Source organism: Streptomyces sp. NPDC058877 (assembly GCF_042742855.1).
Classification (GTDB): Bacteria; Actinomycetota; Actinomycetes; order Streptomycetales; family Streptomycetaceae; genus Streptomyces.
The window spans coordinates 25900-51647 of record NZ_JBHYMF010000002.1 but is presented as its reverse complement, the minus strand read 5'-3'; the positions used below and the strand labels follow the sequence as shown (position 1 = coordinate 51647).

Below are 25748 nucleotides of genomic sequence, written 5' to 3'. Positions count from 1 at the left end.
TGAGTGTCCCGTCCAGCGGGTCACTGGCTGGGATCGGGAGTCCCAGGACTCGGCCCCAACACTCCGAGACGGCATCGGGAAGGGGAGGATAAATGCCCCTTACTGTGCCGCCATGACACCAGACGAACAGCGCCGCGCCGACCTCGCCCAGCGCGCGATCACCCGCCACCTCCGCGACCAGTTGACGGAAGCCAAGCGCAACGTCGGGCTGGCGGCTGACGCACCGGACGCCAACCAGCGTCGAGCGAAATGGGAGCAGGCCAGCGAGCGGCTGACCCGGTGGCTCGGCGAGCGCCAGCTGGATGCCGACACGGTAGTGGAGGTGTCCAACGCGTTCCTGCAGGCGATGGAGGACGGCGACGCGCTGGTCATGCAATCTGGCGAATTTGGTGACGCCGATCAGCAGCTCACGCTTCGGCAACGCGCCTTCGTGACACGTGAATGGCTGCGCGACCAGGGGTACGACGTCCCCGCCTATTCCAAGGAGTCAGAGTTCTGAGCGAGGTCAGCCTCCTGGCCTCGACGAGGCCACCCGCAGGGGTATCTGACCCTCGTCACCACGACGCTGAGCCGGGCGGCCAGACTCACCTGGCAAACGGTCAGGATCGCGTGGCAGAGGACACAGGGGCGCTGGGGCATGTGCGTAGAGCGGCCCCACGTGGGGCCGCTCTACGTCCTATGCGGAGGGGTGTGCCTCGAGTACGCGACGGGTCAGGTTGCCGACGTCGGTGAGCAGGGCCATGATGCCGCTGGCGAACTCTTGCTGAGGCTTGGTCAGCAGAATGTCGAACAGCACCTTGCACTGTTCGTCGTCATCGTTGGCGTGCGCCGTGATGAAGCGCGCGGAGAATACGTGTGCTGGGTGGCACTGGCCGTGCGGCGCGGGTTCCTTCATCGCCCACATCTGGCCGGGGGTCGGGACGTGGATCTGGAGGAGGTTTTGCAGGCCCATCTCGGCGAGCAAGCGGCACACCCTGTAGACCTCGTCCGTGCTGCTGAACGCGATGATTTCCTCCATGAGACGCACAGCTTTCGAGGGGTGATGCTTGATCACCGCGTCGACAGCTTCGCCGGTCCGGATGGTGCGTTCGATGTTGTCCACAGGGACGGTTCCTTTCAGAAGGTGGGCCCCACCGCAGAGGCGGCGAGGTAGAGGCGAACGAGTGTGGGGGAAGGTCGCCGTCTGCTGCCCCGCAAGGAGGGCGAGGCAGCAGACGGCAACCTGGTCAGGTGTCGGTGTGGCCGGCGGCGAGGAGGCCGCGTTACTCGGCCCGTCCACTGCCCGCCGTCGGTACGTCTGCAGACAGGGACTTGACGACCATGCCCCCGCACCAGATCCGGCCGCCGCACACGCCGTCGAACCGGGCGGAGCGGGGTCGCACCAGGGCTTCACATTCCTTGGTGAACGGGCACCGTGCACATGCCTCCAGGGCGCTGCTGCACAGGTCGATCAGGTCGTGTTGGTTCTTCCAGACGCTGTCGCGCGGGGAGAACAGCGCATCGTTGCCTCGGCACGGCGCCTGGGGCATCCATTCGCGCGTCACTGCTTCACCTCTGACGCCTCTGCGTCAGAGCAGGGGCAGTTTTCAGGGCGCCAGGAGCAGCGGGGGCACAGCCCGGTCACCAGGCCGGTACTTGCGGCGTACTGCTGGCCACCGGTGGCCCACGCGAAGGCGTACGTCGCGAGGGCGCGGTTGCGGTCGTCCAGGGAGCCGAGGCGGTACAGGTCCAGGGCGTGATAGCCGGTGAGGACACATGCGAGTTTGAGGATTGCCCACTGACTGTCGGAGGCGTCCAGGGGGCGCGGAATGCTGGCGCCGGGGCGGGAACCAGGGCCGCTGCAATGGTTGGCGGCGCTCTGCCAGCTGATGAAGGCAATGCCGCTCGGCAGGGTGGTAATGATCTCTGCGCGCAGGAGCTCGGGCAGCCAGAAGCCGTGCTGAACGAGCAGCCAGGTGGCGGCCCTGGGGCCCTTCGCTGCGCCGGCGGAATCGGCAAGCTGCCGTATGAGCGTGCCGCGGTCGATCGGGGACATCACGTTTCTCCAAGAGGTGTGTGATGGGCCCGCCCCGGTCGGGGCGGGCCCGGAGGCGTTACAGGTCTTCGCCGCTGATGGCTTCGACCAGGGCGGACATCAGCACTTCGGCCGCCGGAGGGGTGACCGCGTTGCCGTATTGGCGGACGCGCTCGCGCCGGTTGCCGAGGAGCCGGTAGGTGGGGTGGAAGGCCATCGCGTTGCCGATCTCGGACGGCTGCAACATCCGCAGCAGGCAGTCCTCGACCGCCACGCCGTGGATCAGGCCGCCGTCGGCGGTGACCAGCCCGTGGCGGTCGACGGTCGTGACGGTCCTCATCGGCTCGCCGGTGGGGGCGGCCGTGCCCCGGCCGTAGTACGGCACGAGCAGAGCGTCCGTCTCCCGGGTGGTGCGGGTCCGCATCGGTTCGGTGACCGGCGCGGCCTCGTCGTTCCAGGTGCCGCCGACGGGAACGAGGAGCGAGCCGGACTCGCGGGGGCCGGTCACGAGACCGTGGTGGTTCCCGGACGCGCACACGGTCGCCAGGGGCTCGTCCACCCCGCGGGCCTTCTTCTGGGAGCCACCACCCCTCATCTCGGCGATGAACGGCAGGAACTGGCCGGGCAGGTAGGCGAGCCCGGTCTCGTTGCGGGTCGTCATGGTCCGCATGGGCTCGGCGTCGAGCGGGAAGGGTTTCTTGCCCTCGCGCCCTTCCATCGGGACGGCGACGGGACGGGCGTAGCGGTCGAGGCCCGCCCGTATGCGGGCGATGGTCTTATCGGCCAGTGGCTTGCTGCGGTCCCCGATGCGGACCCCCGGGACGGTCCAGTCGATCGCGGTGGCAGCGGGGAGCACCTGGGGTTCGACCACGCGGGCGCAGCCGGGGCGCGGGCACAGGTAGACGTACTGGAAGCGGTAGCTCCCGGCCTTGCGGCCGTTCTTGAACGACTGGCGCGCCTGGACGCAGCCGTGGTCAGGGCACGTGGCGGTCGGCGACGTCCACTTCTCCACGTCGGGCCGGCGGCCGAGCTTCTTGAGGGTGAGCAGGTCGTACTTGCGGTTGCGCGACTGCGGCGCGCGCGGGGAGCCGAACTTCGGTTCGGCGTGCATCGAGTTGAGGTAGACGCTGGTGACGTCGTAGCCGAGGCTGTCGGCGGCCTGCCGCCAGGAGGGGTAGAGGATCCACTTGTCCAGGTCGGGGACGTTCTCCACGACGGCGCCGAGGGCGGGACGGCCGCGCAGGAGCATCGCCTCCAGGTAGCGCAGGACGTCCCACATGGTGGCGCGCGACCGTACGGCGGCCTCGGTGGGCAGGATCTCGCCGAACAAGTCCGGCTGCCGGTCGGAGTCGGCGCGCACGCCGCGCGCGATGGTGTGGTTGGTGCACTCAGGCGAACCCCACACGATGTCGGTGCGCGGGTAGCGGGCGAAGTTGATCTGGCTGATGTCGGCACAGTCGTGGTCGACCTTGGGGAAGTTCAGCGCGTGAGAGTCGATCGCGAGTGACCAGTGGTTCGCGGCGATCTTCACTTCCACGCCGGGGACAAGGTGCATCCCCTGCGCGCTTCCGCCGGCGCCGCAGAAGAAGTCGGTGACGGTGTAGGTCATCGGTGAGCCTTTCGGGCGGGCCCGCCCCGGGGCCGGGGCGGGCCGGGGCGGGTCAGCGGCGAGAGGCGTTGGAGAGCGCCGAGGCGAGGTGGGAGCGGACGGTGTCGAACAGGCAGGGCTCCCCGTCGACCGGGACGACGTCCTGCATGTGGCCGGGCTGGTGGCGGTGCTGGCGGGTGATCTTCCAGGCCGCCGGGGTGCCGTCCGCGTCGATGTCGAGGGGGCAGCAGAGCAGGTACGTGCCGTCGGGCAGATCGAAGGTGATCCGGTAGGTGCCGGTGTGGTCTTCGGGATCGACCTCAATGCCGTACTCAGCGAGCAGGGCCGTGACGTTGGCGGGCAGTTCGGGGCCTTCAGCGTTCTCCGGGGCTTCGACCTTCGTACGACCGCGGCTGGCGGCAAGGTGCTGGTGGGCGGCGTCCTGCTCGGCCTTGACGTGGGGAAGGACCACGACCATCAGCGCCAGGACGTCGGTGCCGTTGGCCGCTTGGTCGCCCCGGGCCGAGTCGTAGACAAGGTGGTGGTCGCCACCCTCGGAGCACAGGTGGACGACGTGCCAGGCGCCGAGTTCGGCGCGGTCGAGCGGTAGGGCCTTCGCGCCTGTCTCGCCTGAGGCCCGGATCGCGAGCTCGCAGCCGTTGGGCAGCTCGGCGGTGATGGTGAACTCGCCGTCGCTCATCTCCACGTCGGTGGTGATGCCGTCGGAGCGCAGCATGGTGATCACGTCGTTGTAGGTGGCCCACAGGCGCTGCCACAGCGGGTCGTTGACCCGGTGGTGGCTGGGGAAGGGAAGGGGCTGGAACACGTACATCACCCTCCAAGAGGTGTATACCCATCGATCGAATGTTGCGGCCTATCTGAACCGCCAGGCGCACGCCGGGTGGGGTTCAGGGAAGGGGTTGATAGTTAGATTTTATATGCACAAAAATCCGGAGGCCAGGGGGAACGATCATGGTTTCGGTTTCCTAGGCGACCTCTCGCGCGCCAAATCCCGGCCTCTCCGGGCCTCCTCACGCGCCTGCCGCCGTGCTGCCGCCAACCGGTCGGGCCGCTCTTGCACGGCCCTCCGGTTCGCCGCCTTCTCCGCCTCCAGAGCCTTGAACTTCTCACGCTCGGCCCGCCGATCCGCCTCGACCTTGGCCCGGTCCTCTGCCGCGCGCACCGCTCTCGGACTCGTGCCGCAGGCGCGGCAGTTGCCCGCCGGCACCCGGTGGCGGGCGCAGCCCTTCGCCGCCGGGGCTCCCGGCACGACATCGTCCGTAGGGGGAGGGGGGTACTGCAGGAAGGAGGAAGGAGAAGGGAAGGAAGGGGTTTCACCGGTGGAACTCACAGGGTTCCCCTCGTGAAACCCATCAGGTTCCACCGGTGAAACCCTGCCCTCGCCGTCAGGAGGGTTCCACGCGTGCAACCCTTCCGCGTCGGCGCCGGTCGGCGGCCGGTCCTCCGGTCTGTGCTCCTCGGTCTCCTGCGGTCGGGCCTCCTCGCCCCGCTCGTTCTGCTCGGGCGCCGCGCGAGTCTCCTTCCGCGCCTCGACGTCGTGGTGGGTCATCGCCGGCTTCGACGGCCGCGCACGCTGCAGCCCCTTCCGTGCCTTCTTCTCGTTCTTCGGCGCCTCGTCCGCCTCGTGGTGCCGGGCGTCCAGCTCCTCGTTGCTGGGGATCGACGGCACCCCCATCGGGAACACCCGGTACACAGCGGCGCGGCCGATCCGTCCGACGCTGACGCGCTCGACCAGGCCCTTGGCGACCAGTTCCGTCACGATCGTCGTGCACCGGCTCCTCGACACCCCGACCCACGCCCGCAGGCGGCGCATCCCCGGCCGGGCGAGGCGCGTCTCGTCGTCGGCCGAGTCGCAGATCTTCATCAGCGCCAACTTCTGGCCTTGGTTGACCACGTCGGGCGGCAGGTACGCCGCCACGATCATGAGGTGGATGGACAAAGAGGACTCCCCCTCCAGATGCGGGCGCCGCCCGCCCGGCGCGCGGGCGGGCGACGCAGGCGGACGATCAGCTCCGGACGGGTTTCACGTTGATGCTCACGGCCGTGGTCCGGCCGGTCTTGCGCTCGGGGATCGGGAGGCCGGCGTCCTTGAGCACAGAGATCATCCGCTTCTCGTCGGGCACCATCGGCACCTCCAGGCCCTCCGTCTCGTAGAGGTCGACCAACGCCTCGACGTCGGGTTCGGTCGTCGGATTGCCGCCGGACCACAGCAGCTCGTTGCTGCCGTAGATCCCCTCCGGGGCGCCGTCGAGCTTGGCGCGGGCGAACTTCTTCGCCTTCTTCCCCGCCGACTCCAGCTCGTGGCCCTTCACGTACTCCGCCAGGGCCTGCTCCCGATCGGCGTCCGTGCGGACGATGGCGGACTGCACCGTCCGGCCAGGGGCCGGGACTCCCCAGCACGCGGTCATGAACGCGCAGTTGTCGCAGATCGCGTCCAGGCCGGGACCGTCGAAGTCGCGGCGCGCGTCCTCCGGGCTGGGCAGGTCGCGGACGTTCTCCACCCACCAGCGGGCGAACGTCGCGCTCACCGGGTCGAAGGCGATCTCGTGTATGTGCTCGTCGCCGTTGTCGCGGTTGATGAAGCGGAAGCGGATGGCGACGACGTTCAGCGGGCCGAGGCGGGCCAGGTACCGCTGCCCCGGGACGTCCTCAAACCCGACGCTGGCGAGCACCCCGGCGTACAGGTACGCCTGACGCAACTCGGCCTCCGTCGGGCCATACCGCATGACTTTGTCCCAGAGGTACGTGGACTTCGTCTTGATGTCCTCCACGATCACCCCTTCGCCGGGCGCCGGGACCTTGGGGCGCATCCGGCGGGGCAGGCGCGCGGCCGTGGCCTCATCGAGCTGGACGGTGTCGACGTGGCCGAGGATCGTCTCGTCGCGGACGCTGCGCTCGACCAGCCAGCCGTACTCGGTGCGGGCGGACTCCAGCAGTCCTTCGTGGAGGTAGATGCCGAGCAGGGCGGCACGCTTCTCGTGGTGATCGGTGGGCTCGGCTCCGGCGAGGATGTACGCCGCGCGCCGCTGACACACGGTGTCGGAGGCGCCAAGTTCTCTCTGCTGCGACCGGTCGCTTCGGTCGCTGACCTCGTGGGCGGCCGTCCAGATCGACGGCGGTTCGAGGGGAAGAGCGGACATGATTCAGGTCTCCAAGAGGTGGGGAGGCCGCGGGGCGGGGCCTCGTGTGGGTCGTCCCGCCCCGCGGCCGGTCATCAGCGGCGTGTCGCCGTGGTCGTGCGGCTGGTGCGGGTACGCCGACGCGGGGCGGCGGCCGGTTCCGGCTCCTGCGGCTCGGACTGGTCCGGGGCATCGCCGGCCTCGGCCTCGCGGGCAGCGGCCTCGCGCAGCTTGTCGCCGTCGGTGGCCGTACGGTGCTCCCCCATCTCCGTGGGCGGGTTCTTGAGCCGCTCGACCTTCGCCTCGATCTCCGCTCGGATCGACAGGACCTCCCGGCGCTCCAGTCCCTCTTCGGGGTCGGCGGACTTCCGCCACAGGGCGCCCAGCTCGGCGATGTCCTCGGTTTCCTCGAAGTCGTGGTCGTCCAACCAGGTGCTCACCCGGTCGCCGGCCAGGGCAGGCATCTGCCGGGGCTGGGAACTGACCGAGCAGCCCATGAGGCCGAAGACGAGGTGCTCGATGGTGAAGTCCGACAGCCGCATCGGGCGGCGCTTCTCGACGCGCAGCCGCAGCGAGCGGGCCTTGATGACCTGCGGGTCCTCATCGCGCTTGAGACGGACCCACACCGAGGAGTCGAACGGCAGGTCCTTGTGGCCCTGGACCTTCCACTCCTTGAGGTTGCCGATCGGGTTGCCGTTGTCGTCGACGACGGAGACTTGCTTGCCCCGCGCGAGGCACACGACGATCCCGGAGAACGTCTGCAGCAAGTGGATGACGCGCTGCCAGCGGTCCACGGCGTCGTTCCACAGGTTCATCGTGATGTCCACCGCGGCGTCCGGGTCCTCTTCGAGGACGGCCCGGTTCTTCCGGGTGCGGCGGGCGCGCTCCTGGGTCCAGTTCGTCAGCATCCGCCACAGGGCGGAGGCGGAGTCGATGACCAGGACGACGGGCGGCTCCTTGGCGAGGGCCGCGCGGCGGGCCTCGGCGTGGACGGCTTCGATCTGCTCCAGGATGTCGCGGAACGTGCCGTCGTGGTCGATGATCTCGTAGCGGGCCCCGTCGATCGCGGCGTACTCGTCGGCGGACCCTTCGGCGAGGTCGACCCAGTAGGTCTGGCCGATGAGGTCGGAGGCGGAGAACTCGGCGGCGCTGTAGGACTTGCCGCTCCCCTCTTCCCCCTCGATGAGGATGAGCGGCCAGGGCACGATCCCTGTCGGCTTCCTCGTCTTGAGCTTTGGTGGCATGACTGCGTGTGCTCCCAAGGTCGGTTCAGTCCGTGCGCAAAGCGCGCGTGCTGAACAGGTGAGTCCACTCGGGATGTCGCTCCAGGAGGAGGCGGACGTACCGCGAGCGGAAGTTGTTGTTCAGGCGGAACTCGTCGCCTCGGGTGGCTTCGCCGTAGCGCCAGCGCAGGAGCTCGAAGAGCATCGCGATGCCGACGCGGGGCCAGTGCTGGCTCACACAGCGAGCGGTCATGGTTTCCAGTTCGTCCAGAACCCAGGGGTTCAGCTCGTGGAACGCCTCGAACCGCTCCTGGATCGTGGCGCCGGCCACCGGCTCCGGAAGACGGATCTCCTTGATCTCCAGCCCGGGAAGTTCCTGCTGATAAGCCCGCACAGCTCCCCCGTCAAGTCGCGTCACATTGGAGTGTTGCAGCCTATCTTTACGGATGATGGCGAGTTGATCAACGCCCTTCCCTCCCCGGGAATGCCGACCGCCCCGCAACCCAAGGGCTACGAGGCGATCCCGAGACTCCCCGCGCACCCGACATCCGGAAGGGCGAGGTAATTAGATTTTATATGCAATTTGCTGGATCGGGAAGGGACTTCACCCCGCCCGCCCCTTCGTCGCGGCCGGGCCACGCTTCTTGATCACCGACCCCGGACCGTCGTACGAACCGTCCCGCAGCGCCGCTTCGACGCCCGGGTCCACCTCCCACGCGAGCGTCCGCGCCTGCACCTGCAGCGCGGGCGCCGCCCGCAGCAGCGTGTCCAGGAGCCACAGCGGCGACCCCGACAACACCCAGTCCGGCTCGGCCGGCTTGCCTGGCCGAGCCTGCTGCGTCAGGACCTCCGCGTGAGTCAGGCCGAACAGCGCCGCGCCCTCCTGCTGACCAACAATCGGCGGGAGCTGGGCCACGTCGTCCACCCAGCGGGCCGGCATCTGCTCCGCCACCAGGCGCTCCAGCTCCTCTTCGCGCACCTCCCGCCGGCGGGGCGTCGCCTCCCCAAAGCCCCGCGCGAACGCGAGCGGCCAGTACGGCGACCCCGACACGATCCGGGCCTGCTCGTAGGTAAGCGTCCCGCGTCCGATCCACTGAGACACCTGCGGCCCCCGCACTCCATACAGGGCCGCGAACTCCTGCGACCCAACCAGCAACGGCTTCTCCACCAACACGACACCCCGCTCACTCCACCAACACGCCCTATGCCTATAGATACTAAACAGGCGCGAGGTGATCTTCTACGCTGTGCTGGTGCTACTCTGGCGGCCTCCAAGAGGTCGAGGCCCTCACCGCAAGGTGGGGGCCTCTTCCCTCTCTGGGACTACGCTGCCGGATACTCGGGCGGGCGGGCCCAGCCCAGCAGCCAGCCGAAGCGCCGCGACAGCCTCAGCTCCGCGAACCGGAACAACGCGTAGTAGCCGACGGCGAACCCGGAGGTCACCAACGACTCGACCACGCTCGACTCGATCTCGACGCCCAGGCGCAGGGCCTGGGTGATCAGCCATCCGGCAACGACCGGTGCGACCGTCCGCGCCACGGACAGCAGGTAGGCGTACAGCATCAGCTCTCCTCTTTGGGCTTGCGGGCGATAGCTGCGTTCGCCCAGAACATCGCTTGCTCGCACAGCGTCAGCGCGAGCCCCTTCTCGCGGCCCTCGGGCAGCTGCCTGTCAAAGAGCAGAGCGAGGTCACGGCACGCGCCCCTGACCTCTTCGTGCGCTGCGGCCCGCTTCGAAGTGCCGGCCGGGTGGTACCCGAACCGCCTCTCGATCTCCTCCGGCGTCAACGCCACCAGGTCACCTCTTCCCGTACGCCAGGGTGAACAGGTACGCCCAGCCCTTCGGGCCAATCGCCGGATCCCGCGTCACACCCCTGGACCGAAACTGGGGGTGCGCGTTGTGGAACCTTGCGACAGCGGCCTGCGTGCGTGGGCCGTACGCATCCGCCAGGTCCCTGTCCGAGATGGTGAGGAACCCGGCCGCCCGCAGTGCCTTCTGTAGCGGCTTCGCTGAGGGCCGGGTCCTGCCCGGGGCCAGTCCGATGGGGAACGGCGGCGGCGTGTACGGGGGCGCCTTCGGGCCGGGCGCGGGACGGGAGGGGGCGGGCTCCTTGTCCTCGGGCTCAAGGATGCGGGCGACCCGGGCCCGGAAGTCGTCCATCGAGAAACCGCGAGGGTCGGGCTTCCCCGGCTGCCATTCGAGGTGTCCGATCACCGACTTCTCGCTCCACCCGTGCGCGGCGCACAGGGCTGCGGCCCACCGCGCGGCGGCGTCGATCTGCGCCTCGGGCCACGGGTCGTGGCCGTCACCGTGGTTGATCAGCTCGGCGCCATAGAAGTGGGTGTTGCCGTCGGCGTTGGCCTCGTCGTCCGTAGGCAGTGGCTTCTCGCCGATCACGGCTTGGAGCACATCTCGGTCACCGCGGCCGGCGTGATTCGTACGGCCCCAGCCGACGAGGTGGACGGTGCCTGCCTTGTCGATCACCGAGTGGCACAGCGGGCCCGGCAGGGTGGAGTGTCCGGCGTAGCACAGGCTCACCATCCCCGCTTCGGTGCTGTACTTGCCGGTGTGGTGGATGACCACCCCGTGCACTGGCCCCCACGGACCGATGTGGTTGCGGTTGTGGGTCCGCCAGCTGCGAACCTCCTTGATCGCCAGCCCGGCGGCCTTGAAGGTGGCCAGTGCACGGTCGGCGTTGAGCGGTACTGCCATGAGCGCGTCCTGCTTCTCCCCCGCGCCTGGCTATGGGTGGTGCGTGTACGGGCTATCCCGCAAATTTCGCGAGCAGCCAGGAAGTGACGAGTCCAACGATGATCGGCGCGACAATCGCGGAGATCGCCAGGCGGCGGTTGGTGCGGGACTCTGTCGTCTCCCGCTCCTGGGCCCGCTTCACCTCAGCCAGGTCGTCCTCGATCGCCTGAAGTCGCACGTTGGTCGTCCGCTGATCTGCGGCGTACTCGTTCTGCGTGACCATCTCGGCCAGCCGGGCGGCGAACGACGCGAAATCGGCGCGCAGGTCGTCACGCATCTGTTGCATGGTGCGCAACAGCTCCCACGGGGTGGGGTCCTGATTGGGCGCGGTCAACTCCCGCTCCTCTTCCAGCCGGCCCCACGCCGGTGGTCAGTCTACGGTCATCGCGTCTTCCTGCCACTCCACAACTCCCGCGATGAGGTTCCAGGCGCGTCGGACTGCGTCGAGGAGTTGCTCATCGGTGATCGCAGCCTGGGCGCTGCTGGGCTGGTCTTCGACGTAGCCGGCCGCCGCGGCAGCGGAGACGACGGGGTCGGTGGCGATGAGCGGGGCATAGCCCGGTCCGAGCAGGTCTGATGGGGTGAGGGCGCCGCGAGCGAGGGCCGAGCGCAGGGGGTACCCGTCGGTGTCAGGGTGTTCGGCCAGCACCTCACGGGCGATCCGCACGAAGGCAGCCCGGACGCGGACACAGAAGTCCGGGTTGGACATGAGCCTCGCGTGCTCGTCCAGCAGAGACGATATGGGCATGTTCGTTTCCCTTCGGGTTACTTGACGTAGGTAACCTTGAGCTGAGGGGCGTACGCTTCGCCGACGCCTCGGGCCCTCCCATAGAAGGCAGGCGAGGAGCTGTTCGGATCGAGCGCGATCCCGCGCCAAAGGTTCGAATCGAAAATTTCAGTAATATCAACCCATTTACCCTGGTTGCGGGACCAGGAGACCGACTGCGATTCGGAGTCACAGGAGAACGACGTCGGGCGCGACGCGTGCTTGTGCGCCTTGAGGACCGCCGTCCCGCCGGAGTTCGAGTACCAGTGCTCGTAGTACAAGAAGACCTCGGCGCGCTGAATGGAGGCGCCAGACAGGTCGGTAGCCAGGCTCGGGGGAAAGCCAATCAAGGCGGATTGCATTCCGTTGGTGGAGCTGTAATACCCCTGCACGCACTGGTTGTTGTAGTACGCGTTGTACTGCGAACGGTTGGCGTACGAGCCAGACCAGGACGCGTTGTAGATCTTCGTGTAGCTCTTCTTCGCCGGCGTGTTGACGCCACCGCCCGTGTTGTAGACGCCGGTCTCCGGGACGTAAGGACCGATGTCCTCGACGGCGAAGATCCCCGGGTACGGGGCGGCGCCGAGAAGCCGGACAGTCTGCCCGGCCGGACCGCCCTGTGCCCAGAAGCTCACGAGGAGGCGACGGATTCCGCCACCGAACGCGACCCCGGACTTGATGGTCTCCAGGTGGACCCGTTTCCATCCGGCACCGGACAGGGGCTGGGTGATGGACTGGATCTGGGGGGAGCTGATCGTCGGGGTGGAGGCGCCGCCGTCGCGCAGGACGACCGCGATCTCCCCACCGGCCACGTTAGGGTCCGCGTAGCAGTCGAAAGTGACCCGGTACATCCGGCTCGTGTCCGCGTCGAAGGCCAGCTCGACGTAGCCGTACTCGCTCGACCCGGCGGTCACGGCGGTAGCCATGTAGTCGACGGCGACCAGGCCTCGGGGGAGGCGCGCAAGGATCTTCTCCAGGGAGTCACCGCCGACGGACAACTCGCCAGCAACAGAGACGTTGGCGAACCCTCCGTTGCCCTTCTGGTCGATCGAGGCCACCGGCTGGCCGTCCGTGGAGAGCGTCACGTAGTTGGGACGGCCGGTCACCAGCGAAACAGACTCCTCGCCCTGGGCGTCGTACAGACGCAGCCCATCGGGGGCGATCTCTGCACGTGTGCCTCCCGTGGCCGACGACATCACGGGGCGCAGCTCGATGTTGTCGAAGTAGACCGTCCCGGAGCCGGTGGGACTTTGCAGGCGAGGCGCGCAGTAGGCGGCGCCCACGGGAGCTGCATGGATGTACGTCTCCCGGCGCCAAACTCCGTCCGCTGGGGGGCCTGCATTTGAGATGGCGCTGTAGCTGAGGTGAGTGCCGTTGGTGTCGAACCATTGGAGGGCCATGAGCAGGCCGCCTTCGCCGACGAAGTCGATGCCGCCCTTGAAATCGAACGCGGCCCAATAGCGTTCGCCGGCGATGACCGGGAAGCGGTCGTAGAGCAGAGTGCGTGTGTCGGTCGAGACGAGGGTGAACCTCAACGCTTTGCCCGAGAAGTTGCCGCCCGCGACGACCTCGGCGCCGGGTACGCCGGCGAGCTGGCTGGCGATGTACCCGGTCTCGAAAGACGGGTCCGGGATCAGATTTCCGGTCACGCCGATGGCGAGGTGGTCGGCGGTGACGGTGCCGGCCTTGATGTGGGTGGCGGTGACGGAGCCGGCTGCGAGCTTGTCGGCGGTGACCGCGTTGACTGCGATCTTGTCCGCCGTGATCGCGCGGGCCGCGACCTTGTCGCTGGTGATGGCCAGGGCCGCGATCTTCTCAGCGGTGATGCTCAGCGCCGCCAGCTTCTCCGTGGTGATCGCTCCAGCGAGCACCTTCGCGGCCGTGACCGCGTTGTCCGCGAGGGCCTGGGCGCTGACCGCCGCGAGGGCGATCTTCGTCTCGGTGACGGCATGTTCAGCGAGCTTGATCTCCGAGATGATGCCGTCAATCACGTCGTCGGCCACCACCAGCTGCGGACCGATCGGGCCGGCGGATGCCGACGGCAGCGACGCGGCCCCCGAGGTGTTGCGGGCCACGAGGCGGACGTGGACCGGCTGCCCCGTTGGCACAGTGACGAGACCGCCCTGTGGTGATTCCAACGTGGCGGCGAGGGTGTGTGGTCCGGGCGTGAACTCGGGCGTGATCCCGGTGTGGACTTCGACGCGCGCGAAGTCCAGGGGCGTGACGCCCTCTTCGGCGAAGGCACCGTCCCAGACCGCCGCGATGCCGCCGAGCACCGACGTCACGGCGGGCGCGGCGGGCTCGGGCGGCGGCGGGCCGTTGACCACGTTGATGCCCGCGGTGCCGTCCGGCTGCGTACCGACGACCGCGCGCAGCGAGCCGCCCTCGTCGTACACCTCCACCGCGCCGTTCTCGATCGAGGAGTACGCCAAGGAGGACGTGCGGGTGCTGCGGCCCAGCCGCCTTTCCAGGTCGGCGACCCGTGCGACCAGCCGGGCTATGTCCCTGCTCACGAGCTGCCTCCCATGTAGGTGAAGCGGTCGGCGCGCTGGAGCTGCAGGACGGCCTGCTCGGGCTCTTCACCGGCGCCCGGCCTTAGTTGCCAGCCGACGATCCGGCACCAGGCGTCGAAGCTGGTCCACTCGTCGTAGACCCGTACGGGCACGTCGTCGCCGATCTGCCAGGACCCAATCGGCGCGGCCGGGTGGTCGCAGACGATGACCTCGGTGACCTCGCCGGTGATCTGCCGAGAGACCCGCTCAGTACGAGCCCGGGCCGCGAGCCGGTCGTTCCCCTGCTCGTTCGGTACCTCCAGCAGGTGCTCCAGGCGAAGCCGGCCGTCGCGCGCAGCGTCGGTGGCGCGGCGACGGCTGCGCCCCTCGCCGGCACCGAGGGCGACGACAACCTGCGCAGCCTGGTCGGCGTCGTACTCGACCGGCACGGCGCGGACGATGTTCACGCCCGTCGTGAAGGAGATGTCCGTACGCCTCCGGCCCAGACGGGGCCACCCCAGGACGACGCGCAGGGCGGGCTTGCCGTCGCCGCTCCAGGAAACATCCTCGGTCCATTCGGGTCCGCCCTCGACGGCGGTCATGTCCTCGAGAACGCTGCCGAGGGTGGGGGCGTCCCACCAGTCGACGTGGTACGGCTCGGCGGGGGTACCCACCGTCACCTTCGACGTGGTGGCGTCGACGGCCACGCGCAGGTTGCCGTCCGGCTGCCCTTGGCAGTAGGCCCACGCGTCTCGGATGACCTTGCAGGGGTCCGCGTAGACGTAGGGCCCGCGCCCGTCGAGGTTGCCGTGCAGGTCGTGGCGCCGGTACAGGTAGGAGCCGACCCCGGCGGCCTCGATGCGCATCTGTTGGCCCTCGGGGATGCTCCTCCACACGATGCCGCCCCACAGGAGCCGGCCGTCGCGCTCGGCGTAGATGAGGCAGGCGCCGGGGTCGAACTGTGACCGGTCAAGGTAGGCGAGGCGGGGTTCGACCACGGCGGTGAGGGACCCGGTCCCGGACAGGGCAGGTCCGAACTCGACCTGGCTCAAGGGCAGGTCGGAGGCGAGGAACTCGCCGGTCAGGATGTTTTGCGTGAGGTAGCGGTACGACGGCATCAGACAACGCCCTCGCTGAACTCGATGTCGCACACGGCCGTCGTAGCGACGTCAGCCTGCAGGACGCCGGCTTCATTCGAGTTGAGTGCCATGAGCGCGAAGAGCGGCTGATTGGTGCCCCGCAGGGCGGCGGGGACGGCCTGCGTGTCGGCAGAGATGAGGTTGATGCGCTCGGACCCGTCGGACTTGCCTGTGTCGGCGGTGACGCCCTGCCCCCGGACCGTCCCGAGCGTCCACGAGAAGTACGACCAGATACCGCCCTTGAGTACCTGGACACCGGCAATGGTCAGCACAACGCGCACCGTCGTCGCCCATGGTGGGACGGCGATGGTCCACCTCGCTGCGGGCGGCCACGCCACATAGGTGCCGGAGGCGTTGCCGGCCCAGTTCTGGTCTACCGGCGGGGAGGCTGTGTAGAGCCTGCGATCCTTGCGGGGATTCGCGATGCTCCGCAAGTCCTTGATCATCCAGCCGGTGACGGTAGCCGTGTTCGCGGGGATGTCGATGCGGGCGAGGGGGATAGCCGTCATCCCGTCGGGCGACGTAGTCGTGTTCGCGGACACGCCGCTGACAACGTGGAAGTAGCCGATGTCCTGGGTCAGCGGGTCCCGGGTGCCTTCGTACTCGGGGTCCTCGACTCGGAGCGTCACGAGGTCGGAGCGCGCCGCGGCGCCCGTCGGGGCGATGGGGACGATCGCGTCGCCCACGTTGTACTGGGTGTAGCTGCCCTGGGCCCAGCTTGCTCCTCGTACGACGGCCGAGCCGTCGCCGACCCGGACGCCGGCGCCGGGGGTGGACAGCGGGCTGACGCGCAGGTCGTTGCCTTCGGTCACTCCGGAGCTTCCGCGAGCGAGGTCGCGGATCATCATGCGCATGGCCCGAGCGGGGTGAACTCCGCCGTGGACCATCATCGGAGGCTGGATCAGTGCCATCAGGAACTCCTCACAGGGCGGTGTACGCGTCGCGCCACGTGATGGCGAGGCGGGTCGTGTTGGTGTAGTCGGTCGCCGTCCAGCGCAGTTCGGACCGCCCAGGCGGGATCTGGAACTGGTCGAGGCGGCTGAAGGTGCTGAGCGCGGTCTGCGCGCTGCCGGACCCGTTCTTGACGACCCACCGCGCTCCGAGGCGGGTGTCGATCTCGACGTACTCGCCGGGGCCGAGCGTCAGGGCGAGCTGGAGCGCCTTTCCCGTCTCGGCGATCCACACCCTGGGGTTGGCGACGGGGCCGGTGATCCTCAGCTTCGGGAACGCGGGCAGGTCCCCGCGGTTGGTCATCCAGCCGGGCCTGGTCGCGGGGCTGGACACGCCGGTGGTGATCGGCGCGGTGACGGGGGCCCTGAAGCCGGGGGCGTCCTGGGAGATGTCGAGCGGCAGGACGAGGGACTGCTCCACGTCGTCGTGGACGGTCGAGTCGAGGGCGTCGAAGGCCACGTCGAGGGGCACCCACCCGTGGATGAGCTGCGCCGTCGTGATCGCCTCGGCCCGCCGGATGCGCCCGTAGAACCGGCGGGTCGGGCGGCCTGGCCACTTCACCCTCAGGGAGGTGAGCGCGCCTGCCTTCTTCCGGACGGCCGCCGTGGCGGCCATCCTGTGGAGGGCAGCGAGGGCGTCGGTTGCCGCCGCCGGGTCGCCCGGCGTACGGATCGCGGCCTCGATGCGGACCGCCCGGACGCCGTAGTAGTCGACGCCGGGGAAGACGCCGTCCCCCGCGGGGCTGTCGACGTCCTGGCTTCGCAGGTCGGGTGTGCCGAAGCCGGGTACGTCGGCGATGACGTACGGGGTGCCCGGTCCCATGAGGAGGCCCCCGACTTCGATCTGGAAGTCCTTGTTGAGCTCGGCCACTAGATCCGGCCTCCTCGCTGTGCGTTGCGCAGCCGGCGCATGATCTCCGAGCCGACCTCCGCCGCCACGTTCGTGTCGAGGCGGCCGGACACGGTCACCGGCATGGATCCGATCAGCGCCGCCGGCTGCTCACGCACGACGACGACCTTCACCTGTCCCTCAGGGTGGGCGGCGACGAGCCGGGGAGGCTCGACGGTGGCGGAGGTGAGCCGGTAGCCGAACCGCTGTGCCACGTCCTGGAGGACGGCCGTCGCCGAGCTGCGCTGGCCGGTGCCCAGAGGGATGAATGCCTCGCCCTCCGTCTGCGGCTCCGCGAACCGCACGATCCCGTTACTGGTGGCGTAGAGGCCGGGGGTGAGGATGCCGCCCTGGAGGTAGGACAGGCCCTTGTTCGCGCGGGACAGGTCGGAGAAGAATTTCGCGCCCTTGGACCCGAGGGCCGTCTTGATCCGGCTGTAGGCCAGATTCGCCAGCTCGATGATGACGTCCTCGTCCAGGCCGGTGGTCGCCGCGACCTCGTGCAGGCCGACCTTCGAGGACTTCACCGCGGCGATGATCGCCACGAGGTCCGGCAGATCCTCGTCGCGGACCAGGCCGCCGGCGGACTTCGCCGCGTCGTTCGCGGCCTTCGCCTTCTTCTTGTCCTTCACCGCCTGCCCGGCCAGGAGTTCGGCGTCGGCGTCGCCCTGTTCGGCGAGGAGCTTCGCCAGGTCGCCGTATCCGCTGGCCGCCAGCGTCGCGAGGTTCTTCTCGAACGTCTTCTGGTCCGCGACCGCCGCCTTCAACTGTCCGGTGAAGTCGCCCAGGGTGGCCTTGGACGCGTCCGCCAGTGCCCGCAGGTCCGCGGCCATGTCCTTGAGGTACTTCGAGCTGCCGGTGGCCATCTTGCGGGTCAGCTCGATGCCGTCCTCGCCCATCGCTTCGAGGGCGTCGGCGACGTCCTGGCCGGCTCGGCGGGCCACCGTCTGCAGGTCGGCACGCCAGCGGCGGGCCACCGACACGGCGCGGTCGAGGTTCTTCGCGAAGAGATTGAGGTCGAACTTGCCCTTCTTGTTCTTCGAGTCCCCCGCGATCCCGGACAGGTCGAAGAGCTGCGGGGACTGGGGCACCTCGTAGTCGAAACCGCTCAGACCGCCATTGGCGAACCACTGGATGGAGGAGGGGTCGCCGCCGAGGCGCCGTACGGTCTCCTGCACGATCGCTCGGGACCTCGGCCGCTTAGAGCGGTGGAGGGGTACGTAAGCCTCGCCCCCCGTCTCGTCCTCACCCCACACCCTCCAGGAACCGGCCGGTGCGATCTGCGCGACGTGCTGCTCGCGGACGCCGCCTTGGGCGTAGAAGTCGAGGACGCTGCCACGGGCCTGGGGTGCCTGGATCTTGTCGGGCACCCCGTTCGCGTCCCTGTCCCACGGCGACGACTGCCGCTGGAGGATGATCGGCACGATGATCGGGGGCGGCTTCTGCGCGGTGACACTGACCGTGACGGACTTGCTGCCGGGGATGTTCTGCACGGACACGCCGATCGCGTCGAGCTGCGCCTTGACCGCCGCCATGTCCCCGGACAGCAGTGCGGACGTGAGCGCGGCGGCGGCTGCCGAGCCCTTCTGCTGGGACACCTGGGCGATCAGGGAGAGGGCGCCGGACCACTCCTCCCGGGCAGCGGTGCCCGCGCCGGCGAACGCGGCCACGATCTGCTGGAGCTCAGCCTCGGGCACTGGGAGGTCTGCTCCCCATACCTGCTGCAGGCTGGTCATCGCCCGCTCAACGTCTCCGGACAGCAGCGCGTCCTCGAACGCGCCAGCCGCGTCGATGCCCTTCTCCCTCGCGATGGAGGCGAGGATCCCGAGGCCCTTCCGGAACCTGTCGCCCGCCCCCTTGACCGTCTTGTCGACGGCCTTGTCGAGGTCTATCAGAGCCATGTCGCCGAGGACCTTCTTGAAGGCCACCGGATCGTTACGCTCGGACGCCTTCGCCCATGCGCGTGCAGTCTTCTGCCCGTACTCTTCGGCGATGCGGGCGGTGTTCTCCAGGCCGATGCGGTATCCCTCGTTGGACCGCTCCATGTCCTCCAGGACGATCCCGCGGAGCTCGTCGGCAACCTTCGTGTTGCCCTTCTTCAACTGCTCCGCGAGTTCATCCAGCATCGGAGCGGCGTCGATGCCGAGCTCGGCGAAGTGGTCCGCGAGGTCGACATAGCCCTGGACCGCCAACTCGCTTAGGTTTCCCTGGAATTCGCGCTGCGCAGTTTGCTGTCTGCGCAGCTCGTTCATGTAGTCCTGCAGCTTGACCTTGGCGGTGTCAGCCTCTTTCCCCGCCTTCCGCAGCGATTCCGCGACCTTCTGCTGTGCCGAGCGAAACGCTTCGGCCGGCTCGACTGCCGACCCCACGACTTGGGCGAGTGCACGCATCTCGTCGGTGATCTGCGCGGCACCGTTCTTATCGACATTCGCCAGCGACATCAGGTCGAAGAGACCACCGGTGTTCGCGGCCTGCTGCTTGATGCGGGCGGCAACGATCGCCTGCTGGTTGGCGAGGTCCGCTTCCTTCCTGACCGCGTCGGTCCATACCTTGTGCCGCTCGTCGAGGAGCTTCTTCGCCTTGGACCACTGCAACAGGTCGTTGACGTTGCCGGACTTCTCTCGGCGCTGCACTGCCCGGGTGTAGGCCAGGGCGTCCTGATCGAGGCGGGACTTGAGCGCGGCCAACTTCCCGCCGCCCGCGGTGATGGCGTCGATCGCTTCGGTCGCGCCGATCCCGACCTTCTTCAGGTCCTCCAGCGCCCCGTCAGCCGTGAGCTGGTCAACCAGCTCACGGAGTCCAAGCCCGGAGCCACCCTGCTCGCGCTCGGCCTGCAGCGCCTTGGTCAGTTCCTCGGTGGCATCCTTCGCCTTCTGCTTCGACGCCGTGTAGGCCGCGTATCCGGCGATGCCGAGGGTGAGCACCGCGAACAGCCCCGACACGGCGAGACTGGTGCCAGCGAGGAGGGTCGGCATCCCCGTACCGGAGGTCGCCGCCGCCGCCTGCGCGATACGGAAGGCCGCAATCTGGGCGGTCACCTTCTGGTAGGCGGAGCGCAGCAGCAGCACGCCGACCGCCGTGGCGGCGATCACCGCGAGGGTGGACTTCATCGGGCCGGGCATGTCCTGAACGGCGCCGACCACCGTGTGCAGGACCGTCCCGACCGCTTTCAGCGCCGGAATCAGGGCGCGCCCCAGGTCGATTCCGAGCGCCCGCGCCTGGTTGGCGGCCAGCTGCCACTGTCCGGCCACCGTGTCTGTCTGGATCGCGTACGCGCGCTGGGTGGCGCCCGCCCTCGCCACCTCGACCGCGATGCCGGCGTAAGTGTCGCGGTAGTTCTGCCCGTCGGCCGCGGCGAGGGCAAGGGCCGCGCGAGTGGCGCGGATGTCCTTCCACATGTGCTGCAGGCTCTCGGCGGTGCCGCCCGCCGCCGTGTTCAGCTTGTTGACCACCACGTACAGGCCGTCCTGCCGCAGGGCCGCCGACGCCGACTCGTAGCCGAGGTCGCGGACGACGTTCCGCAGTTCGGAGGTCGGCGCCATCATCCGGGTGAGCAGCATGTTCAGCGAGGTTGCGGTCTCGGCCGCGGGGATACCGGACAGCGTGACCGCTGCGAACGCAGCCGATAGGTCATCGAACTCAACACCGGCCGCTGCCGCCATCGGCACCACGTCGCCGAGCTGCTGCGCAAGTTCCTCGAAGGAGACGACGCCAAGGTTGACCGTCTGGAACATGGTGTCCATGACGTCCGTCGCCTGGCTGGCGGGCATCCCGTACGCCTTGAGGACACCGAGCAGCGCGCGGGCGGCTGTCTCCGACGTGGTCAGGCCGGCGGCAGCGCCCTCGGCTGCGACCTCCAGGATCTCCAACGCCTCTTGGCCATCGAAGCCTGTACTGACGACCTGATACAGCCCCTCCGCGAGCTGCTGCGCGGTCTGCGGAAGCTTCGTGGACAGCTCCACGATCTGGTCGGTGAACTGCTCGATCGTGTCGCCGTTGATCTGCTGGCTGATCGTCATGACGTTGGCCATCTCCCGTTCCAGGGCGATCGCCTGCGCCACGCCGACGCCGAGAGCGGCACCGAGGACGAGAGCGTGCTGCGCCGACCGGGCCGCCGCGTGCTCGCGGGCCTGCGCTAGGTCAGCTTCGGCCTGCATGGTGCGGGCCGCGGCAGCCTGCCGGGCGCGGGCAGCCTGCGCCGCCGCTTCGTCCTGCTGGTGTGCCGCCTGCCGAGCGCGCTCCGATGACTGCGCGGACAAGCCGGCCGCCCGTGCTGCAAGGGACTGTGCCGTCTGCACCCGCTGCACCGCCTGCGCGTGAACTTCCGCGGCCCGGGAAGCGGACTGCTGTGCCGCTGCCGCGGTCCGGGCCGCACGTTCCGCGTCCCTCCCGCTGGCCGTCGCCGCCCGGCCGGCCATCGTCTGCGCGACGGCCTGCGCCCGTGCGGCCCGCTCACCGGCCTGCACCGCCGCGGCCCGCGCCGTCTCCGCTCTCGCGGCCGTCTGCGCGGCAACCGTCTGGGCCCGCCCCGCGCGCTGCTGGAGCTGGGCAGCGCGCCGAGCCGCCGCACTGGCCCGGCCCTGCGCCGTCACCATCTGCGCCGACGCCTCCGCCTGCGCGCGTGCGAGCGCCTGGGAAGCGACCCTCACCTGGTTCAGGCGGCCGGCCGTCGCGCCGAGTTGCCCGTCGAAGGCGCGCAGCTGTCCCGCGCCCTGTCGCAGGCCGGAGGCGAGGCCCCCGGTGGACGCGAGCAGGTTGACGTACAGGTTGTAGCCGGAGGCCACGTCAGGCTCCCTCTCTGGGCCTCAGCCCGATCTTCACCCCGCGCCCCTCGGCCCCCGAGGGGACCTGCTCCCGTTCCATCTCGATCAGCTCGCACCCCACACAGCGCACCGGCTCGGGTACGTACGCGAAGCGGTCACCGCCGAGTTCGGGGTCCCACTCCGCCATACGGGTTCCGCAGCCATCGCACGTCGCCCGCTGATACGCCTGCCAGGCCAGGGCCTTGGCCCGGTCCAGAGCGGTCCACCGGCCGCCGGTGTCCGCGCCGAGGTACTGGCTGTGCGGGATGCCGTACGAGGCGCACAGCTGCATCTCGGCGCGGAACTGGGAGTCCTCGATCAGCCTTTTCCCAGGTCAGCCCGGGGGGTCTGGTTAACGAGGAGCGCCGCCGTGAACAGTGCCTTGGCGTCGGGGTCCGACCACGTGTCCAGGAGTTCCTGCGCCTCCCCTGCGGTCATGCCGTCCGTCGAGGAGGCGGAGATCAACGCGGCCGGGAAGGTGTCCACGTTGTACTCGTGCCCCTGGTCGGCGCCCTGTTCCGTCGGCGGATGCTCCTGCAGAAGGTCCTCCCACACCGGCCGGGGAAGGGCGCGAAAGGTCAGCGTGATCGTGGCGTCCTCCAGCGCCGCGTTCGCCTCGACGAGCTTCGAGTCGGCAGCCAGGACGTTCGGCTGGCCGCTGATCCACGCCTCGCGCTGCTCGGCCGGGATCTCCTCGGCATCCGCTCTCCGGTCGGCGTCCGCGCGGGCCTTTGCCAGCCCGAGCGCCGCTTCCGCGACCGCCTTCTTCGCCTCCGGGTCGTCGGCGAACGTCGCGGTTCGCTCAAGGAGCTTCCGCCTCCGCAGGCGCTCCATCTTCGCCGCCCAGTGCGCGTCGCGGGCCACCACGTGCGCCGGCGGCTCGGCAGCCACAGCAGTCCCCTCCGGCTGCTTGCCGCTCACGCGCCACCACCCGAAACAGCAGCGGCCGGGATGGCGCTGTCGAGCGCCGGCTTGGAGGTGATGTTGAAGGAGACCCGGAACTTCGCGGGCTCGGCCGCCGTCGTGTAGCTGGCCGACCGGGCGCCAACACGAACCGAGAAGGTGTCCATGGACGGCGATGCAGGGATGTCGCCCTTCCGGAAGATCACCACGTACCCCTCGACGCCCTTGCTGAGGAGGGTCTCGACGCTGGAGTCCTCCCTGTCCTCGTAGAAAGTCAGCGCGCTGTTCTCGGCCTTGTCCTCGCCGGGAATGGAGCTGGTGTAGTCGGTGCCCATGTCCGGGGTGTCGATCGGCGTGTTCTCCAGCGCCCACCCTTCGACGTCGCTGATGCGGTCGGACAGCTCGGTGCCAGCGATGATCTCCTCACGGGACGGGCCGATCTTCGGGTTGGCGATGGTGGCGAGGAAGAAGAACTTGCTCACGCCACGGCGCATGAACCGCTTCTGAGTGGTCAGCTCGGGCATCTGGGTGACTCGCTCTCCGGGGACTGGCCCAGAGCACGCAGAGGCCGTCCCCATCAGGGGATTCGGCCCGTCACGTCGTGCGAGCGTCCGCGTGTACCTCCGCGGTGAGGAGTATCAGGTCGGCGTGGTCACCTGGTGGTGGTGACGTGCACGGCGAACCGATGGACATAAGAGTACGTGGAACCGGCGACGCTCATCCCGTCCTCGCGATCAAGCTCCCGTCCCATCACCGCATATCCGGCCGGAACGTTGATCGGGTACTGCCAGCCGGAGCCGTCTGCCCTGCGGCCGAGGAACGCCGTCCGCACCCGGTCCGCCCCGGACGACGCTGCCTCGGGACTGTTGCCGACGGTGGTTACCTGGAAGAGCATCCGTGCGTCGGCCGCCTGATCACCAAACGGCGGACCGCTCACGGCCTGCCCCAGCTCGTACAGCACGTGGTAAGGGAGTTGGGCGCCGGTCGGCTGGGACTGGCTCGTCGGAACCGTGCTGTACCCGCAGGACCGACCCGACGCGGCCACGATCGTCTGGATGACCGCTTGGGCCACCTGCCTGCCGGGAACGCTCACTCGTCCTCCTTGCTACGGAGGTGGGCGATGACGGCGTGGCCGACCGAGTTCGCTTCGAGTTCCGTCAGCGCGTACCGCAGCATCCCGATCCGGTCCCAGACCGGTGTGCCGGCCGGTGCCGCCACCGTGAACAAGCCCAGGTCACCGCCGCGGTCGATCACCTCGATGCTCAGCGTCATCCGCGACAGGATGCCGAGCCCGAGCGTGGCCAGGACCTCGCCGACGGCGCCTTCGAGGGCTTCGGTGAACTGCTCTTCCGACACTCCGTTCACGTCTGCCCGCCTCCCTCCGCGACCTGGCGCATCCCCTCCAGGAACAGCGGCCGGATCGCCTCGACGGCGGGGCCGACGTGGGGGTAGGGCCGCTGGGCGTACGTGCGGCCCAGCGCGTCAGTGCCGACGAATCCGTACTCCAGCCTCCTGGCCTGCGGCTTGTTCGTGCCCACCACGCCGATCACATCCGTGCCCGATGCGTACACGGCGTGCGACCACGACCTCCGGTAGTCACCCGTCGGGGCGTTCGGCCCGGGTCTGCCTGACGCATTGGCCTTGACCCGGGTCTCCAGCAGCATCGCGAAGTGCCGCACGAGGGCGACGGAGTGCGGAAGTACCAGGGCAGCGCGCCGGTCCAGCGCCGCCGCGATCTGCGCGCCGTTGGTGTAGAGCCCGGCGTCCGGGTGGGCGTTCGGGTGCGGATTCAGGATCCCGGCCATCTCAGCTCGGCTCCCATCCGGCCCACTGCCCGCGGGCCCACTCCCCCAGTAGTTGCAGCATCGCCCTCGTCAACTCGTTCGGTCTGCCGTCCTGCAGGTCGTGCCGGGCGAGCGCCGCCTGTTCGAGCTGGGCGGCGTCGATCGCCTGGAGGAATTCCGCTGCCGCCGGCCCCGGGTCCGGCGGAACGCCGACGACGACCCGCGCCAAGCCCTCCAGCTCCGTGGTGCGGTGGGCAGCCAGCTCCAGCACGACGGTCGGCTCCCGCCCGGCCTCCTGCTGCACGTGGTAGGAGTGCAGCAGTCGGGACACGTCCTGGCCGTCGATCTCCACGGTCGGCCGCGCCACGTCCGCGACGATCCGCACGTGGTGCAGCCCTTCGTTCTGCTCGCTCACACGCCCACCGCCAGTGCACCGGTCTGCTCGTCCAGGCGCGTCACCCGCACGACTTCCACCGTGGACGCCTGGGTGCGGGCCTCCACGAACCAGGTCCGACCGGCGAACCCCTCAGCTCCCTGGATCACGCCGACCTGGTCCCCCGGGTCGGCGATCGGCGCGGAGAGCGGCGTCATCATCTGGTACCAGGCTGACGCCTCCCCCAGCCAGTCCGCTCCCAGGAGCTGCCGAACCACGATCTGGCCGTGCGTCGACAGCAGCGCGCCCGCGCCCTCGTAGATCGTTGCCCAGACCGGCGCCCCGTCCTCGGGGTCGGTCTTGCCGGTCGGCCGGCGCACCCGCACCGTGTCCGTCATCAGGTTCTCCAGGTCCGTCCGGACCTGCTCCAGGTCGACCATCAACTCCCACCGTTCGCAGTCGTGTCGTACGTCAGCCAGGTAAGGCGAAGCACCGGGGCGCTGGACCGCTCAACCGCTTGAACCCTCCACTTGCGGCCTACCGCGTCCGGATCTGCCGACGCGATCAGCGCCACGGTGTGCTCCAGTGTGGGCACCGGTGCCGAGAGCGGAGTGAACATCCGATACCGCCCCATCTTCGAGACAGGAGTTCCCTGTCCGTCCTGCACCGTCACCGTCACGTCTGACGCATGGTCCGGGAGGACAGCTCCTACCCCTTCCCACAGCACGATGTCTGGTGTCGTCTCCCACGTGTCGGGGTCGAAGGTGCCCGGAATGTAAATCCTCACCGTGTCAGTGCAGACGCGCTTCTCGGCCACCGCGCGAGCACGCGCAAGAGGGTCGGCTGACATCGTCATGGCCTCAGTATGCGCAGCTCAAAGCCTTCTATGCAGCGATGACTTCACAGCTCGACGTAGCCGGAATCCCGGCCTTTC

The 25748-nt window shown here is 69.1% G+C and carries 30 protein-coding genes; 1 reads left to right on the top strand and 29 read right to left on the bottom strand.

The features are described 5' to 3' along the window. The first annotated feature begins 112 nt into the window (after nt 1–112). A complete protein-coding gene (locus ACFW2Y_RS00875) occupies nt 113–499 on the top strand; it encodes a hypothetical protein (protein ID WP_384871520.1) in 387 nt (128 codons plus the stop codon). A gap of 177 nt (nt 500–676) precedes the next feature. On the opposite strand, the gene ACFW2Y_RS00870 is transcribed toward ACFW2Y_RS00875, so the two are convergent. The 29 genes from ACFW2Y_RS00870 to ACFW2Y_RS00730 form a co-directional block, all read right to left on the bottom strand. Beyond that, complete coding sequence (locus ACFW2Y_RS00870) at nt 677–1102, bottom strand: hypothetical protein (protein ID WP_384871517.1); 426 nt, start codon at nt 1100–1102, stop codon at nt 677–679. 160 nt (nt 1103–1262) lie between these two features. Further along, nucleotides 1263–1544, bottom strand: a complete 282-nt coding sequence (locus tag ACFW2Y_RS00865; protein ID WP_384871514.1) for a hypothetical protein — start codon at nt 1542–1544, stop codon at nt 1263–1265. After that, the gene (locus tag ACFW2Y_RS00860) at nt 1541–2035 is read right to left on the bottom strand and encodes a hypothetical protein (protein ID WP_384871512.1); all 495 of its coding nucleotides are present in this window, start codon (nt 2033–2035) and stop codon (nt 1541–1543) included. The genes ACFW2Y_RS00865 and ACFW2Y_RS00860 overlap by 4 nt, the downstream gene beginning before the upstream one ends. A gap of 58 nt (nt 2036–2093) precedes the next feature. Then, nucleotides 2094–3623: a DNA cytosine methyltransferase gene (locus ACFW2Y_RS00855; protein WP_384871509.1), complete on the bottom strand. Its 1530-nt coding sequence runs from the start codon at nt 3621–3623 to the stop codon at nt 2094–2096. 52 nt (nt 3624–3675) lie between these two features. After that, on the bottom strand, nt 3676–4428 hold the full coding sequence (locus tag ACFW2Y_RS00850; protein WP_384871507.1) for a hypothetical protein: 753 nt from the start codon (nt 4426–4428) through the stop codon (nt 3676–3678). A gap of 144 nt (nt 4429–4572) precedes the next feature. Next, nucleotides 4573–5562: a hypothetical protein gene (locus ACFW2Y_RS00845; RefSeq protein WP_384871504.1), complete on the bottom strand. Its 990-nt coding sequence runs from the start codon at nt 5560–5562 to the stop codon at nt 4573–4575. Between the two features lie 67 nt (nt 5563–5629). Then, the gene (locus ACFW2Y_RS00840; RefSeq protein WP_384871502.1) at nt 5630–6763 is read right to left on the bottom strand and encodes a hypothetical protein; all 1134 of its coding nucleotides are present in this window, start codon (nt 6761–6763) and stop codon (nt 5630–5632) included. A gap of 74 nt (nt 6764–6837) precedes the next feature. Continuing rightward, nucleotides 6838–7947, bottom strand: a complete 1110-nt coding sequence (locus ACFW2Y_RS00835; protein ID WP_384871499.1) for an AAA family ATPase — start codon at nt 7945–7947, stop codon at nt 6838–6840. Between the two features lie 64 nt (nt 7948–8011). Next, entirely contained in the window at nt 8012–8359 is a 348-nt protein-coding gene (locus tag ACFW2Y_RS00830; protein WP_384871496.1) for a hypothetical protein, read from the bottom strand. Between the two features lie 210 nt (nt 8360–8569). Further along, the gene (locus ACFW2Y_RS00825; RefSeq protein WP_384871493.1) at nt 8570–9139 is read right to left on the bottom strand and encodes a hypothetical protein; all 570 of its coding nucleotides are present in this window, start codon (nt 9137–9139) and stop codon (nt 8570–8572) included. Nucleotides 9140–9288: 149 nt separating this feature from the next. Continuing rightward, nucleotides 9289–9528 (bottom strand): hypothetical protein, encoded by a 240-nt coding sequence (locus ACFW2Y_RS00820; RefSeq protein WP_384871491.1) that lies wholly within the window; start codon nt 9526–9528, stop codon nt 9289–9291. Next, a complete protein-coding gene (locus ACFW2Y_RS00815; RefSeq protein WP_384871488.1) occupies nt 9528–9758 on the bottom strand; it encodes a hypothetical protein in 231 nt (76 codons plus the stop codon). The genes ACFW2Y_RS00820 and ACFW2Y_RS00815 overlap by 1 nt, the downstream gene beginning before the upstream one ends. 4 nt (nt 9759–9762) lie before the next feature. Then, nucleotides 9763–10677, bottom strand: a complete 915-nt coding sequence (locus ACFW2Y_RS00810; protein WP_384871485.1) for an N-acetylmuramoyl-L-alanine amidase — start codon at nt 10675–10677, stop codon at nt 9763–9765. Nucleotides 10678–10729: 52 nt separating this feature from the next. After that, nucleotides 10730–11050, bottom strand: a complete 321-nt coding sequence (locus ACFW2Y_RS00805) for a hypothetical protein (protein WP_384871482.1) — start codon at nt 11048–11050, stop codon at nt 10730–10732. Nucleotides 11051–11086: 36 nt separating this feature from the next. Then, the gene (locus tag ACFW2Y_RS00800) at nt 11087–11464 is read right to left on the bottom strand and encodes a hypothetical protein (RefSeq protein WP_384871480.1); all 378 of its coding nucleotides are present in this window, start codon (nt 11462–11464) and stop codon (nt 11087–11089) included. A 17-nt stretch (nt 11465–11481) separates the two neighbouring features. Further along, nucleotides 11482–13995, bottom strand: coding sequence for a hypothetical protein (locus tag ACFW2Y_RS00795; RefSeq protein WP_384871478.1), 2514 nt, complete (start codon nt 13993–13995; stop codon nt 11482–11484). Then, nucleotides 13992–15092 carry a hypothetical protein gene (locus tag ACFW2Y_RS00790; RefSeq protein ID WP_384871476.1) on the bottom strand — a complete coding sequence of 367 codons (1101 nt, stop codon included), beginning with the start codon at nt 15090–15092 and terminating at the stop codon, nt 13992–13994. The genes ACFW2Y_RS00795 and ACFW2Y_RS00790 overlap by 4 nt, the downstream gene beginning before the upstream one ends. Further along, complete coding sequence (locus ACFW2Y_RS00785) at nt 15092–16024, bottom strand: hypothetical protein (RefSeq protein WP_384871473.1); 933 nt, start codon at nt 16022–16024, stop codon at nt 15092–15094. Before ACFW2Y_RS00785 ends, ACFW2Y_RS00790 begins: the two co-directional genes overlap by 1 nt. A gap of 10 nt (nt 16025–16034) precedes the next feature. After that, nucleotides 16035–16934, bottom strand: coding sequence for a phage distal tail protein (locus ACFW2Y_RS00780; protein WP_384871470.1), 900 nt, complete (start codon nt 16932–16934; stop codon nt 16035–16037). Continuing rightward, a complete protein-coding gene (locus ACFW2Y_RS00775; RefSeq protein ID WP_384871468.1) occupies nt 16934–21736 on the bottom strand; it encodes a phage tail tape measure protein in 4803 nt (1600 codons plus the stop codon). The genes ACFW2Y_RS00780 and ACFW2Y_RS00775 overlap by 1 nt, the downstream gene beginning before the upstream one ends. A 1-nt stretch (nt 21737) precedes the next feature. Then, a complete protein-coding gene (locus ACFW2Y_RS00770) occupies nt 21738–22046 on the bottom strand; it encodes a hypothetical protein (RefSeq protein ID WP_384871466.1) in 309 nt (102 codons plus the stop codon). A 26-nt stretch (nt 22047–22072) separates the two neighbouring features. Then, the gene (locus ACFW2Y_RS00765) at nt 22073–22675 is read right to left on the bottom strand and encodes a hypothetical protein (RefSeq protein ID WP_384871463.1); all 603 of its coding nucleotides are present in this window, start codon (nt 22673–22675) and stop codon (nt 22073–22075) included. Then, nucleotides 22672–23181, bottom strand: a complete 510-nt coding sequence (locus ACFW2Y_RS00760) for a hypothetical protein (protein ID WP_384871460.1) — start codon at nt 23179–23181, stop codon at nt 22672–22674. The genes ACFW2Y_RS00765 and ACFW2Y_RS00760 overlap by 4 nt, the downstream gene beginning before the upstream one ends. Nucleotides 23182–23309: 128 nt before the next feature. Next, nucleotides 23310–23750 (bottom strand): hypothetical protein, encoded by a 441-nt coding sequence (locus ACFW2Y_RS00755; RefSeq protein ID WP_384871456.1) that lies wholly within the window; start codon nt 23748–23750, stop codon nt 23310–23312. Beyond that, the gene (locus ACFW2Y_RS00750) at nt 23747–24022 is read right to left on the bottom strand and encodes a hypothetical protein (RefSeq protein WP_384871453.1); all 276 of its coding nucleotides are present in this window, start codon (nt 24020–24022) and stop codon (nt 23747–23749) included. Before ACFW2Y_RS00750 ends, ACFW2Y_RS00755 begins: the two co-directional genes overlap by 4 nt. Next, entirely contained in the window at nt 24019–24462 is a 444-nt protein-coding gene (locus ACFW2Y_RS00745; protein ID WP_384871451.1) for an HK97 gp10 family phage protein, read from the bottom strand. The genes ACFW2Y_RS00750 and ACFW2Y_RS00745 overlap by 4 nt, the downstream gene beginning before the upstream one ends. A gap of 1 nt (nt 24463) precedes the next feature. Then, nucleotides 24464–24856 carry a hypothetical protein gene (locus ACFW2Y_RS00740; RefSeq protein WP_384871448.1) on the bottom strand — a complete coding sequence of 131 codons (393 nt, stop codon included), beginning with the start codon at nt 24854–24856 and terminating at the stop codon, nt 24464–24466. Then, entirely contained in the window at nt 24853–25254 is a 402-nt protein-coding gene (locus tag ACFW2Y_RS00735; RefSeq protein WP_384871446.1) for a DUF6093 family protein, read from the bottom strand. Before ACFW2Y_RS00735 ends, ACFW2Y_RS00740 begins: the two co-directional genes overlap by 4 nt. Continuing rightward, the gene (locus tag ACFW2Y_RS00730) at nt 25254–25670 is read right to left on the bottom strand and encodes a DUF6093 family protein (protein WP_384871444.1); all 417 of its coding nucleotides are present in this window, start codon (nt 25668–25670) and stop codon (nt 25254–25256) included. Before ACFW2Y_RS00730 ends, ACFW2Y_RS00735 begins: the two co-directional genes overlap by 1 nt. Between the last annotated feature and the right edge of the window lie 78 nt (nt 25671–25748).

Bases quoted from the DNA above. Each gene is read 5' to 3' on its own strand.
- ACFW2Y_RS00745 (WP_384871451.1), bottom strand. From the start codon at position 24,462: ATGGCCGGGATCCTGAATCCGCACCCGAACGCCCACCCGGACGCCGGG.
- ACFW2Y_RS00840 (WP_384871502.1), bottom strand. From the start codon at position 6,763: ATGTCCGCTCTTCCCCTCGAACCGCCGTCGATCTGGACGGCCGCCCAC.
- ACFW2Y_RS00760 (WP_384871460.1), bottom strand. From the start codon at position 23,181: ATGCCCGAGCTGACCACTCAGAAGCGGTTCATGCGCCGTGGCGTGAGC.
- ACFW2Y_RS00730 (WP_384871444.1), bottom strand. From the start codon at position 25,670: ATGACGATGTCAGCCGACCCTCTTGCGCGTGCTCGCGCGGTGGCCGAG.
- ACFW2Y_RS00790 (WP_384871476.1), bottom strand. From the start codon at position 15,092: ATGCCGTCGTACCGCTACCTCACGCAAAACATCCTGACCGGCGAGTTC.
- ACFW2Y_RS00800 (WP_384871480.1), bottom strand. From the start codon at position 11,464: ATGCCCATATCGTCTCTGCTGGACGAGCACGCGAGGCTCATGTCCAAC.
- ACFW2Y_RS00770 (WP_384871466.1), bottom strand. From the start codon at position 22,046: ATGCAGCTGTGCGCCTCGTACGGCATCCCGCACAGCCAGTACCTCGGC.
- ACFW2Y_RS00810 (WP_384871485.1), bottom strand. From the start codon at position 10,677: ATGGCAGTACCGCTCAACGCCGACCGTGCACTGGCCACCTTCAAGGCC.
- ACFW2Y_RS00860 (WP_384871512.1), bottom strand. From the start codon at position 2,035: ATGTCCCCGATCGACCGCGGCACGCTCATACGGCAGCTTGCCGATTCC.
- ACFW2Y_RS00820 (WP_384871491.1), bottom strand. From the start codon at position 9,528: ATGCTGTACGCCTACCTGCTGTCCGTGGCGCGGACGGTCGCACCGGTC.
- ACFW2Y_RS00875 (WP_384871520.1), top strand. From the start codon at position 113: ATGACACCAGACGAACAGCGCCGCGCCGACCTCGCCCAGCGCGCGATC.
- ACFW2Y_RS00855 (WP_384871509.1), bottom strand. From the start codon at position 3,623: ATGACCTACACCGTCACCGACTTCTTCTGCGGCGCCGGCGGAAGCGCG.
- ACFW2Y_RS00785 (WP_384871473.1), bottom strand. From the start codon at position 16,024: ATGGCACTGATCCAGCCTCCGATGATGGTCCACGGCGGAGTTCACCCC.
- ACFW2Y_RS00735 (WP_384871446.1), bottom strand. From the start codon at position 25,254: ATGGTCGACCTGGAGCAGGTCCGGACGGACCTGGAGAACCTGATGACG.